This is a genomic window from Pseudarthrobacter adonitolis (assembly GCF_055412845.1).
Window position 1 is genome coordinate 83,505 of the sequence record NZ_JBVAYW010000011.1, and the last position, 12,136, is coordinate 95,640.

Annotated in this window: 12 protein-coding genes; 2 read left to right on the top strand and 10 right to left on the bottom strand. The window is 66.1% G+C overall.

Features of this window, described 5'->3' with window-relative positions; translation table 11 throughout:
- Positions 1–21: 21 nt before the first annotated feature.
- Complete coding sequence (locus tag ACZYZ4_RS12690) at positions 22–1,161, top strand: bifunctional 2-methylcitrate synthase/citrate synthase (protein ID WP_463861353.1); 1,140 nt, start codon at positions 22–24, stop codon at positions 1,159–1,161.
- A 249-nt stretch (positions 1,162–1,410) separates the two neighbouring features.
- Here the strand turns inward: ACZYZ4_RS12690 and ACZYZ4_RS12695 are convergent, their stop codons facing one another.
- From ACZYZ4_RS12695 to pyrG, 4 genes are all read right to left on the bottom strand, one after another.
- On the bottom strand, positions 1,411–1,896 hold the full coding sequence (locus tag ACZYZ4_RS12695) for an 8-oxo-dGTP diphosphatase (protein ID WP_463861355.1): 486 nt from the start codon (positions 1,894–1,896) through the stop codon (positions 1,411–1,413).
- Positions 1,897–2,043: 147 nt separating this feature from the next.
- A complete protein-coding gene (xerD, locus tag ACZYZ4_RS12700) occupies positions 2,044–3,027 on the bottom strand; it encodes a site-specific tyrosine recombinase XerD (RefSeq protein WP_463861356.1) in 984 nt (327 codons plus the stop codon).
- Positions 3,027–3,689, bottom strand: a complete 663-nt coding sequence (locus tag ACZYZ4_RS12705; protein WP_463861358.1) for an NUDIX domain-containing protein — start codon at positions 3,687–3,689, stop codon at positions 3,027–3,029. Before ACZYZ4_RS12705 ends, xerD begins: the two co-directional genes overlap by 1 nt.
- A 25-nt stretch (positions 3,690–3,714) precedes the next feature.
- Positions 3,715–5,460 carry a CTP synthase gene (pyrG, locus tag ACZYZ4_RS12710; protein ID WP_463861360.1) on the bottom strand — a complete coding sequence of 582 codons (1,746 nt, stop codon included), beginning with the start codon at positions 5,458–5,460 and terminating at the stop codon, positions 3,715–3,717.
- A gap of 83 nt (positions 5,461–5,543) precedes the next feature.
- Between pyrG and ACZYZ4_RS12715 the strand changes: the two genes are divergently transcribed.
- Entirely contained in the window at positions 5,544–6,059 is a 516-nt protein-coding gene (locus ACZYZ4_RS12715; protein WP_463861362.1) for a DUF2867 domain-containing protein, read from the top strand.
- 4 nt (positions 6,060–6,063) lie between these two features.
- Here the strand turns inward: ACZYZ4_RS12715 and recN are convergent, their stop codons facing one another.
- From recN to ACZYZ4_RS12745, 6 genes are all read right to left on the bottom strand, one after another.
- Positions 6,064–7,803: a DNA repair protein RecN gene (gene recN / locus ACZYZ4_RS12720; RefSeq protein WP_463861364.1), complete on the bottom strand. Its 1,740-nt coding sequence runs from the start codon at positions 7,801–7,803 to the stop codon at positions 6,064–6,066.
- 3 nt (positions 7,804–7,806) lie between these two features.
- Positions 7,807–8,832, bottom strand: coding sequence for an NAD kinase (locus ACZYZ4_RS12725; RefSeq protein WP_463861366.1), 1,026 nt, complete (start codon positions 8,830–8,832; stop codon positions 7,807–7,809).
- A gap of 13 nt (positions 8,833–8,845) precedes the next feature.
- A complete protein-coding gene (locus ACZYZ4_RS12730; protein ID WP_463861368.1) occupies positions 8,846–9,658 on the bottom strand; it encodes a TlyA family RNA methyltransferase in 813 nt (270 codons plus the stop codon).
- A gap of 2 nt (positions 9,659–9,660) precedes the next feature.
- On the bottom strand, positions 9,661–9,891 hold the full coding sequence (locus ACZYZ4_RS12735; RefSeq protein ID WP_463861370.1) for a hypothetical protein: 231 nt from the start codon (positions 9,889–9,891) through the stop codon (positions 9,661–9,663).
- Positions 9,892–9,900: 9 nt separating this feature from the next.
- Positions 9,901–10,890 carry an HAD-IIA family hydrolase gene (locus ACZYZ4_RS12740; protein WP_463861372.1) on the bottom strand — a complete coding sequence of 330 codons (990 nt, stop codon included), beginning with the start codon at positions 10,888–10,890 and terminating at the stop codon, positions 9,901–9,903.
- A gap of 6 nt (positions 10,891–10,896) precedes the next feature.
- Positions 10,897–12,136 (bottom strand): tetratricopeptide repeat protein (locus ACZYZ4_RS12745; RefSeq protein ID WP_463861374.1); only part of this gene is annotated, 1,240 nt, incomplete at its 5' end.

The window sequence follows — 12,136 nt, forward strand, 5'->3', positions numbered from 1 at the left end:
CAATGAACGAAGGAGGACAGCATGGTAGCTGTCGATATCAAGAAGGGCCTGGCCGGCGTCGTGGTGGACTACACCGCGGTTTCGAAGGTCAACCCGGACACCAATTCGCTGCTGTACCGCGGCTATCCTGTCCAGGAGCTCGCCGCCCGATGCAGTTTCGAGGAAGTGGCCTTCCTGTTGTGGAACGGCGAACTGCCCACCCCTGAAGAGCTGTCCGCGTTCTCTGCCCGCGAGCGCGCCGGCCGTGCCCTTGATCCTGTAGTGAAGCAGATCGTGGACACGCTGCCCACCACGGCCCACCCGATGGATGTCTGCCGGACCGCGGCCTCCGTCATGGGCGCCCGGCACCCACTGGCCGAAGACTCCTCGCCCGAGGCCAACATGGCCAAGGCCGTGGATCTCTTCGCTGCCATGCCGGCGGTGGTCGCATACGACCAGCGCCGCCGGCGAGGCCAGGAAGTCGTTGAGCCCCGGGATGACCTCAGCTACTCGGAAAACTTCCTGTGGATGGCGTTCGGCGAAGACCAGGTCCCGGAGGTCGTGGAGGCCTTCAATGTTTCGATGATCCTGTACGCCGAGCACTCCTTCAACGCCTCCACGTTCACCGCCCGCGTGATCACGTCCAGCCTGTCTGACCTGCACTCGGCGGTGACCGGCGCGATCGGCGCACTCAAGGGTCCGCTGCATGGCGGCGCCAACGAGGCCGTGATGCACACCTTCGACGAGATCGGCATCCGATCCGAGGAATCGCTGGACGAAGCCTCCGCCCGGGCAAAGGCCTGGATGGAGGACGCGCTGGCTCAGAAGAAGAAGGTCATGGGCTTCGGCCACCGCGTCTACAAGCACGGTGACTCACGTGTTCCCACCATGAAGGCCGCCCTGGACAAGATGATCGCCCACTACGGCCGCCCTGAACTGCTGGGCCTCTACAACGGACTCGAACAGGCAATGGACGAGGCCAAGGCCATCAAACCGAACCTCGACTACCCGGCCGGCCCCACCTACCACCTGATGGGCTTCGACACCCCCACGTTCACACCCCTGTTCGTGGCCAGCCGCATCACCGGGTGGACCGCGCACATCATGGAACAGGCAGCCAGCAACTCCCTGATCCGCCCGCTGAGCGAATACAACGGACCGGAAGAACGGCACGTTCCGTAATCTTGTGGAACGCGCGATGGCGGGCCGGTCACCTTTGTAAGGTGGCCGGCCCGCCGTTTCCGTGTCTCCCGACTATGCGGTCCGGAAGCCTCGCCGACGCTTGGGCTTCATCGCGACCACAAGCAACGTCCCGGCCAGCAGCAGTGCCGTTGCCGGCCAGGCCAGACGGTGGCGCCGGTACCCGTCGCGGCGCGCGCTGCGCCGCACTGGGTAACAAAAAAAGACAGGTGCTACTGGCCGTTTCGGGCTTCAGCGGCTCGAATAGTCCAGCACTTCGCGGACGGTTTCGTTGTCCGGGTTCAGCACTATGGTGAGGCGAAGCCACGAGCCATCCAGGACAAGCGGCAGCCAGTGCGCGGCGTCCTGCCACATCCGGTCCACCGGCAAGGCGTCCACGTCGAACCACTCCGGGAGAATCTCCGCACTTTCGGCCGGCTCCCCGCTCCAGCGGTCCGCGACGAACAGCCGGGTGCTCATGTTCCACTCCGGGCGGGCCGGGAAGTCGAAGGTCACCACGCCGGCGTCCTGCAGGTCCTCCTGCCGGACCACAATGCCGGCTTCCTCGTGGACTTCGCGGCAGGCAGCCTCTTCGTCTGTCTCCCCCGGCTCAACATGGCCTCCGAGTCCCACCACCTTGCCGCGGCCGAAGCCGGTCTTCTTCAGGCCGAGCAGGACCTGGGGCACGCCGGCGGACTCACGGGTGAGAAAGCACAGTGTGACAGGGGTGAACGTCATGCCCTCAACCCTATAGCCTGGCCGCCAGCTGTCTCCGGCGGTTTCCTGGCTCAGGAGGCGTAGGCCGGGCCTTCCCCAACAAGCTGTGGCCGTAGCCTCACCGGAATCCCCTTCCGGGCGAACTCCTGGTCCGTCGAGACCTTGCTGTCAGCCCAGCGCCCGGGGGTGGGCTGCTGCGTAAATTTCCCTGAGCGTGTCAGCGGTGACCAGGGTGTACACCTGCGTTGTGGTGACCGAGGCGTGCCCCAGCAGTTCCTGCACCACGCGGACATCCGCGCCGCCTTCGAGCAGGTGCGTCGCGAAGGAGTGCCGCAGCGTGTGCGGGGAAACATCCTTCGTGATGTTGGCCCTGTCCGCGGCCGCCTTCAGGATGGTCCAGGCGCTTTGCCTGCTGATCCTGCCGCCGCGGGCGTTGAGGAACAGGGCGGGCGTTCCGGCGCCCTTCGCCGCCAGCAGCGGACGGCCGCGCACCAGGTATGCGTCCACGGCACGCGCCCCATAGGATCCCAGCGGAACCAGCCGTTCCTTGGATCCCTTGCCGAACAGGCGGACCACGGCGGGCCCGGCCTCGGCTTCCTGCAGGGCAATGTCATCAACGTCCAGGCCCACGGCCTCGCTGATCCTCGCCCCAGTGGAATAGAGAAATTCGAGCAGGGCGCGGTCCCTGAGTCCTGTGGCGGTGTCCGTGCCCGCGGCTTCAAGGATCCGGGTGACTTCGTCCACGCTGATGGCCTTGGGCAGCCGCTTGCCCGGCATCGGAGGGTGGACGTCGCTGGCGGGGTCCGTCGTTGCGATCCCCTCCAGAGCCCAGAACTTGTGCAATCCCCGGACGGCCACCACGGTCCTGGCGGCAGACCTGACGCCCAGGGCTGTGCCGCCGTCGGATCCATCGTTGAGGGCCATCACGAACCCCGTCACGTGATGGCGGGTGATCTGGTCCGGGCCGTGGCAGCCCTCCGACGTCACGTAGCGGGAGTACCGTGCCAGGTCACGGCGGTAGGCGGAGAGTGTGTTGGCGGCAAGGCCGCGTTCCACGCCCATATGCTGCAGATACTCGGTGATGGCGCGGTCGATGGCCGTCTGTGGCCGCACGGGCGGTGCCGGGGCTTCTGCCTCAGTAGTCGCCGTCATCAGCGCTGGCTGGGGTGCGCAGGCCAGGGTGCATCCGCGGGACGCAGGTCTGCAAAGCCGTCAGCCTTCGCCGCGGCGGCTGCCAGGATTCCCACGACGGCGGAAGGGTTGTGCAGCCTGCCTTCCAGGACCGCGGCCACGGCGTCGTCCAAGGTGATCCAGTGGAACTCAATTTCTGCTTCCTCGTCGGTCCGCTCGTGGCGTTCGTGGTGGGGCACCTCGGTGAGGCCGCGGGCGAGGTAGATGCGGATGGCTTCGCTGGAGGAGCCCGGCGAGTTGAAGAAGTCAGCCAAGACGTTCCACTCGCCGGCCGCGAGGTCCGCTTCCTCAGCAAGTTCGCGGGCCGCACCCACCACAAAATTCTCGCCTTCCACATCCAGGAGGCCGGCAGGGATTTCCCAAAGGTCCATGCCCACGGGGTGCCGGTACTGCCTGATCAGCAGAACCTCGCCGGCGTCGTTCATGGGCAGGACGGCCACGGCGCCGGGGTGGTCGATGTAGTCGCGGGTCAGGGATTCCCCTGCCTCGCTCAGCTGGAAGCTGTCGCTGACCACATCCCAGATCCGGCCTTGATAAACCTTCTCCGTTGACAGAAGACGGCGCGGGCTCGGTGCATCCGAAACCTGCCGTGCAGCTTGGGGGGTTTCAGGTGTGCCGGGCATCGCGCCGTCCTCTACGTATTCGGTTCTATTTTGCGGCAACCGTACGGGACGGCTTGGCTGCCGGCGCGTCCTGTGCGTTCTGGTGGTCCAGGGCGGCCTTGATGAGCCCGGCGAAGAGCGGGTGCGGCCGTGTGGGCCGTGAGCTCAGTTCGGGGTGCGCCTGGGTTGCCACGTAGAACGGGTGGACCTCCCGGGGCAACTCAACAAATTCCACAAGCTTGCCGTCCGGCGACGTTCCGGAGAACACGAGGCCCTCGGCGGCGATCTGGTCGCGGTACTTGTTGTTGACCTCGTAGCGGTGCCGGTGGCGTTCGCTGACGGTGGTCTTGCCGTAGGTTTCAGCAATGACCGAGCCGTCGTCGAGCTTTGCCTCGTAGAGGCCCAGGCGCATGGTGCCGCCGAGATCGCCCTTGCCGTCCACGATGTCCAACTGCTCTTCCATGGTGGCGATCACCGGGTATTTAGAGTCCGGCTCGAACTCGCTGGAGGAAGCGCCGTCGAGGCCCACCACGTTGCGCGCATATTCGATGACCATGCACTGCAGGCCCAGACACAGGCCCAGGACAGGCAGCTTGGTTTCGCGGGCGTACTTCAGGGCGCCCAACTTGCCTTCGAGGCCGCGGATGCCGAAGCCGCCGGGAACGCAGATGGCGTCCACGCCGTCCAGGGACGCCACGGCGCCCTCATGGGTTTCGCATTCATCCGACGGTACCCAGCGGATTTTGACCTTGGTGTCGTTGGCGAAGCCGCCGGCACGCAGGGCCTCGGTCACGGACAGGTAGGCGTCCGGCAGGTCGATGTACTTACCCACCAGGGCGATTTCCACGTGGTGCTTGGGGTTGTGGACTGCTTCGAGCAGCTTGTCCCAGCTGGTCCAGTCAACGTCCTTGAACGGAAGGTCCAGAGCGCGGACGATGTAGGAATCCAGTCCTTGGGTGTGCAGGGTCTTGGGGATGTCGTAGATGCTGGGTGCATCCGGGCATCCGATGACGGCTTCGATATCGACGTCGCACATGCGGCCGATCTTGGCGCGCATGGGTTGGGGGACTTCGCGGTCCGAGCGGATCACAATGGCCTCGGGCTGGATGCCGATGGAGCGCAGGGCTGCCACGGAGTGCTGCGTCGGTTTGGTCTTCAGTTCCTGCGAGGGGCCGATGTAGGGCACCAGGGAGACGTGGACGAAGAAGACGTTGCCGCGGCCTATATCCTGGCGGACCTGGCGGGCCGACTCGAGGAAGGGCTGCGACTCGATGTCGCCCACGGTGCCGCCGATTTCGGTGATGATGACGTCCGGCGCGTTTTTGCCTTCGGCAGGAAGCCGCATACGCCGCTTGATCTCATCGGTGATGTGCGGGATGACCTGGACAGTGTCACCGAGGTATTCGCCGCGGCGTTCCTTGGCGATCACGGTGGAGTAGACCTGGCCGGTGGTCACGTTGGCTGAGCCCTCGAGGTTTTCGTCGAGGAACCGCTCGTAGTGTCCGATGTCCAGGTCCGTCTCGGCGCCGTCGTCGGTGACGAAGACCTCGCCGTGCTGGAAGGGGTTCATCGTGCCCGGATCCACGTTCAGATAGGGATCGAGCTTCTGCATAGTTACAGACAAGCCGCGTGCCCGCAGGAGGTGACCGAGGCTCGAAGCCGTCAGTCCCTTACCGAGCGAGGACGCCACACCACCGGTTACGAAGATGTGTTTGGTCGTCTTGGACGAGCCCGGGAACCGGGAATTTACACGGGAATTTGATCGCTGCACCACGGAATTCGAGCCTATCATCAATTGAGCCTTCCCTGATCAGGAACTGTCTCCCCAAATGATCCAGTGTGCAGGGCGGGTAGCCTTACGATCAAGGGGTGACCATGTATCCGAACCAAAAAAAGCCATCTTCAGGCGCAGCCGGCGGCGCGGACACCGGGAATTTTCCGGTCTTCCGGTCGCTGGCACTGCAGTCCATCCCAAAGCCGGACTACGCCGACGTGATTGTCCTCCCAGTTCCCGACGGCGCCTCAACGGACCCGCGAGTCTGGGCCGAAGAGCTGTTCTCGCTGAATTCCATGCCCGGCTGGGTGAAGGCACTGATGGGGCTGCGGCAGGCAGTGGTTGGCCTGGTGGGCATCCGCAGGGCGCCGACCGGCGTCTTTGACATCGCCGAGGTCAGCGGCGAAGAAGCACTGATCAGCGCCGACGACACGCACCTGGATTTCCGCTGCGGGGTGGCTTACGACGCCGGCGCCCGGCTGTTGCGCGTCACCACCGCCGTGCGCCTGAAGGGCTGGCGGGGGCGGCTGTACTTCGTCCCAGTGCGCCTGCTGCATCCCTTGGTGGTGCACGCGATGATGGCCCGCGCCATCCGCCGCCTCACGGCTCTTCCCTGACGGGCTAGGCCCGCTGCGGCAGCAGTTTTGCGTCGTCCAGCAGCTCCTGGGCGTGTGCCTGGGCCGATTCTGAATCCTCCTGGCCGGCCAGCATCCGGGCGAGCTCCCGCACCCGCTCCGGGCCGTTGAGGAGGCGAACATCACTGGACGTGAACCCGGTGGCGGTGCCGCCGTCGGCTCCCCGGACCGATGTTTTGGTGACCGTGATGTGCTGGTCGGCAAACGCAGCCACCTGCGGCAGATGCGTGACCACCAGGACCTGGACATGTTGCGCCAGCATCGCGAGCCGGCGGCCGATCTCGACGGCGGCGCGCCCGCCGACTCCAGCGTCCACTTCGTCGAACACAAAGGTGGGCACCGGATCCACGGCCGCGAGCACCACTTCGATGGCCAGCATCACCCGGGAGAGTTCACCGCCCGAAGCGCCTTTGCCCAGCGGCCGGGCGGGGGCGCCGGAGTGCGGCTGGAGCAGGAACGCGATCTCGTCCGCTCCATGCGGTGTCAGCTGACCGGCCGCCTCACGGGTGATGACCAACGTGGCGTCGGCCATGGCGAGTGCCTTCAGCTCCGAGCTCACCCGGCCGGACAGGTCCTTGGCAGCCTTGGCCCGGATTTTGCTGACGGCGGCAGCCTGCTTCTGCAGCTCCGCTTCGGTCCGGACCACGTCGGCGTCCAGGGCTTCGATCCTGGTGGTGTCGTCCTGCAGCTCGTCGAAACGGACCCGGGCGTTTTCCGCCCACACCAGAACTTCGTCAATGCTGGGGGCGTACTTGCGGACCAACGTGGCCAGGGCGGCCCGCCGGTCCTCGATCTCGGCGAGGCGTTCCGGGCCCTCCGAGTCCAGGCCGGCCTGATAGCTGGCCAGCTCCGTCGCGATGTCGTTAAGCAGAAAGCCCACTTCGGCCAACCGCGCTGCGGCGGACCCCAGCTCGGCGTCGTGCTCGGCCACGTGCTCCAAAGTTCTTTTCGCAACGTCCACGAGGGTGGTGGCGTCACCCGCGTCACCGTAGTCCTCCGCGATGAGCGCCTGGTGCGCCGTGTTCGCCGCAATCCTGAGCTCTTCGACGTTGGCCAGTTTCACGGCCTCCGCCTTGAGGGACTCGTCCTCCCCCGGCTGCGGATCCACGTTGCTGATTTCGGCCAGCGCGACTTCCAGGGACTCGGCTTCGCGGAGCCTGTCACGAGCGGCGCTGCGAAGGGCTTCCAGCTCCGCCTGGCTGGCCTTCCAATGGCTGTAGAGCGCCTGGTAAGAGGCCAACGGGCCCGCCAGCGCATCGCCGGCAAATTTGTCCAGGGCGCCGCGCTGGGCGGCCGCCCCCTTCAGCCTGATCTGATCCGACTGGCCGTGGACCACCACGAGGGTTTCACCGATCTCCGCGAGGACGCCTACCGGGGCGGCCCGCCCACCCAGGAACGCACGGCTGCGCCCGTCCGCACCGAGGCGGCGCGCAAGGATGAGCTCGGCGCCGCCGTCGAACTCCTCCACGTCGGCACCCGCTTCCACCGCCCGGGCAATCGCCGGATGCCCGGCGTCCAGCTTGAGGACGGCCTCCGCCGTGGCGCTCTTCGCGCCGCTCCGGACCGCCCCGGCGTCGGACCTCGCTCCCAGCAGGAGGCCGACGGCGGTGACCACCATCGTTTTGCCGGCACCGGTTTCGCCGGTAACGACGCTCAGCCCGGGGCCGAGCGGCAGCGTGGCGTCGGTGATAACGCCCAGATCGCGGATTCTCAGTTCTTCAAGCATGATTCACTTTGCGGTCGCGGGATCGGTTTCACCCTCCGGCTGGTCGCCGGAGGCAAGCTGGAGCGGCGGCCTGGGCCGTGGCGTCCGGACGATCGGGATGGGTCCGGTGTGGATGGTCTCTGACTGCGGCACGGGCCCCCGCCAGCCGTGAATGGGGAGTTCAAATTTGCGGACCAGCCGCGCTGAAAAGGGCGTCTGGTGCGTCCTGGCCAGCCGGACTGGGGTGGCGGACTTGGTCACTTCAACCCGGGCACCGGGAGGCAGGTCCACGGAGCGCCGGCCATCGCACCAGAGCACGCCCTGGGCACCGGTGCGGGTGAGGACTTCAACGGCCAGCCGGGACCGAGGAGATACCACCAACGGTTTGGCGAAGAGCGCGTGGGCGCTGATGGGAACAATCACCAGGGCCTCGACCTCCGGCCAGACCACGGGCCCGCCGGCGGAAAACGCGTACGCGGTGGAGCCAGTGGGGGTGGCCACCACCACACCGTCGCAGCCGAAGGACGTCAGCGGGCGCTCGTCCACTTCGGTCACCACCTCGATCATGCGTTCGCGGTTGCCTTTTTCGATCGCGGCCTCGTTCAGGGCCCAGGTGTGCCAGATCTTCTGGCCGCGGACCCAGACCTGGACGTCGATGGTCATGCGTTCTTCCACCGTGTAGTCGCGGCGGGCAATCCATTCCACCGTTTGGGCCAGGTCCGCCCGCTCGCTCTCGGCCAGGAAGCCGACGTGGCCAAGGTTGACGCCCAGCAAGGGTACGTCCACCTCCCGCACCAGCTCTGCGGCGCGCAGGATGGTGCCGTCACCGCCCAGGACCATCACCAGCTCAACGTCCGGCAGCTGTACGTGGTCGTGCAGGATCTCCACCGGCTGGGTAAGCTGCCCGAAGAATCTTTCCATGTCACGCAGCTCAGACTCCTGCATGACGGGAACAATGCCGGAGTCATGCAGTTGGGCGCAGGCTTCCCAGGCGGCCTTCAGTGATTCCTCGCGGCCAGTGTGGGCAAGGACAAGTACTCGCCTGCTCATCGGGTTCCGCTTTCTAGTGGTTCGGCCAGATTCGGCCAAGCAATCCGTCAATGGCTGCGAGGCGCTCTTCGATCTTAGGCAGTTCTTGGGTCATCCTGCGCTTTATCCACAGGAAGTATTCGACGTTTCCGTCCTGGCCCGGCAGCGGACTGGCCGCTAAGCCGCATAAGTCCAGTCCGGCGTCGAGCGCTGCATTGGCAACTTTTTCCACCGCCATCCGACGTTCGCGCTCGGAATTGACCACGCCGGTGCGGCCCAGCCGGTCCTTGCCGATCTCGAACTGGGGCTTCACCATCAGCACCAAGTCACCGCCCGGCCGCGTGCACAGCGCCAGGGGCAGAACCACCAGGGTCAGCGAGATGAAGGAGAGGTCGGCCACCGTGAGTTCGGCCTGCCCGCCGATGTCCGCCGGCGCCATGTACCGCACGTTGAGGCCCTCGTGCACGGCTACCCGGTCATCGGCGCGGAGCTGCGGGACCAGCTGGTCATGGCCGACGTCGACCGCCACCACGTGTGCCGCACCGCGCCGCAGGAGCACCTCGGTGAAGCCGCCGGTGGAGGCGCCGGCGTCCAGGCACCTCTTGCCGGCAACCGTGACCTCCGGGAATACGTCCAAGGCACCCGCCAGCTTGTGCCCGGCCCGGCTGACGTAGCTGTCCGCTTCCGTGTGCTCGACCGACAGGTCCTTGCCGTCGTCGACCTGCAGGGACGCCTTGGACAGAATCTGGCCGGCCGAGCTCACCTTGCCCTCGGCAATCAACGATGCTGCGTGGGTCCGGGACCTCGCCAGGCCGCGGGCGACGAGCGCCTGGTCAAGTCGTGCCATGCTCAAGCATCTCCTTCGCCGTTGGGGGCCTCTTCGTTCAACGCGTGCAGCAGGGCATCGTGGATGTCGCTGTAAACAGCTTCATGCTCCGATACGGGCAACTCTTCGACGCCGTCCAGCGTGGTTATAAGGGCCGCAATGGACGGATCGGTGGTTGGCGGCGCAACTGTGTCAGGCCATTCCGGCCGCGTCTGGGCTGCTTCCGGATGGTGCGCTTCGTTCAGCTCAGTCATCGGACCAGCCTAATGATTGCGCCACTCGAGTTTGGGCTCGGTGGCCCGGGCGGCGTCAGGGACCGCAGTCCACCAGGCGGCGCAGGCGGCCCGCCACGAATCCAAGTCACTCTCGCTGCCGCTGATCTGGATGGTGTCACCGCTGACCCGCGCGGTGGAGGCCCCGCAGCGGTACGTTCCATCAGTGTGGTCCACGGCCGGGTAGGGACGGTGGAGGTCTCTGAGGGAATTGATGATGTAGTCCGGGCGCTCAGCAGTGCGTGCGGCCAGGATGGTGGCCGTGGTGTCGACGCCGGTCAGCACAGCCACGGTGGCAAACCCGGCGTTGTTGCCGCCGAGGATGTCGGTATCCAGGCGGTCGCCCACCACCAGCGGGCGGTCAGCCGTGAGCCGTTTAGCGGCGGCGTGGAACAGCGGAGCCTCCGGCTTGCCGGCAATCCTCGGAGTCTGTCCGGTAGCGGCGGCTACTGCTGCCACCAGCGTGCCGTTTCCCGGGGCTATGCCCCGTGCCTGCGGAATAGACATATCGGTGTTGGTAGCGATCCAGAGTGCTCCGGCCGACACGACGTACGAAGCCTCGGCCAGATCCTTCCAGCCGATCCCGGGATTGAATCCCTGGACCACGGCTACCGGATCCTCGTCCTGGCTGTAGACAGGAGTCAATCCCACCAGCTCGATTTCCTGCGCCAGAGCGGGGCTGCCGGTGATCAGCACCCGTGCGCCGGGGGCAACGAGCGATGCCAAGAGCTCAGCCGCGGCTTGCGAGGAACTGACCACCTGGTCGTCGTCGGCCGGTGCACCAAGTTCACGGAGATGCGCCGCTACCTGCGCCGGAGTGCGGGAAGCATTGTTGGTGACATACCCCAGGCCAATCCCCAAACCTTCCAGTTGCAGCAGCGAGTCCACGGCGCCTGGGATGGCGTGCTGTCCGGCGTAGACCACACCGTCCAGGTCCGCCAAAAGGGCATCAAAGAGGGAAATCAGTGGAACTTCAGTCATAGCGGGCTAGTTGTCCCGTCCTTCAGCGTGGCCGTCGTTGCTGTCGTCGGCGTCGCTGTGCTCGGCGTCGCGCTCTTCTTCATCGGGCTCTGCGTCACCGGCTTCCAGCTCGTCTGCTTCGACGGAATCCTCATCAGATTCGGCGTCATCGGACTCGAAGAAATCCGATTCCACGTCATCGATGGCTGCATCCACGCCGGCGGCCTTGTCCGCGGCTACCTCGGAACGGGCAGCAGACGTGGAAGCACTGGCCTCGGGGCCTGCGGCAGCGCGCTCCAGCAGACGCCTGCGCTGTGCCTCCTCGCGGGCTTCCTCTTCCTCGTCCCAGCCCAGGTCTACGATGTCCGGTTCCTCATCGGCACCGATGCCCAGGGCATTTTCAGCCACCACGGCCTGCTTCTGCCATTTAGCCGCCTCATCTTCGCGACCGACGGCTGCCAGAGCGTTTGCGTAGGCCCGGAAGAGCCGTGGGCTGTAGGAGAATGCACGGTTCATATCCAGCTGGGCAATTTCAAGTTCCGCCACGGCAGCGTCCAACTGGCCGAGGTCAGACCGTGCCCCGGCCGCCACGATGGCCAGCTCGACTTTGCCGGGCGCGTCCAGGTCGTTCGCTTCCTCAGACCGCACCACGTCGAGGGCGCGGTCAGGCCGGCCCAGTCCGCGTTCGCAGTCTGCCATCACGGGCAGGTGGACGTTCGAACCGCTGATGCGACGGTAGGTCCGGAATTCGCGCAGTGCTTCGCCATAGTGTCCTGCCGCGTAGGCGGTGAGTCCGACGGCTTCGCGGACGGCCGCCAGGCGGCCGCCACGCCGGCTCGCGGCGAGGGCGTGCTGGAAGGCCAGTTCGGGCTCTTCGTCGATCAGGCGTCCAGCCATTACCAGGTGGCGGGCAACCCACTCTGCACTCTTGTCTTCAAGGGTCTTGATCTGGTGCTGCGTAGCGCGGTCAAGCTCCTTGCCCGTGACATCCTCATCGATTTCCGGGGAACGTTCGCGGTCCGGGCGGTTGGCGCTGCGAAGATCACGCGCGTTGGGTACACGGGCCGGGCGGTCTTCAGCACGGTCGAAGCTGCGGGGGGCGCGGTCCTGGCGGTCACCGAACGGTTTGCGGTTGTCGCCGCCGGAGAATCCACGACGCTCACCGTCACCTTCGCGGCGCGGACGATCACCGAAGGACTTGTTGTCACGATCACCATACGGCTTCCGCTCACCGCCACCACTGAACGGCTTCCGGTCTCCACCACCG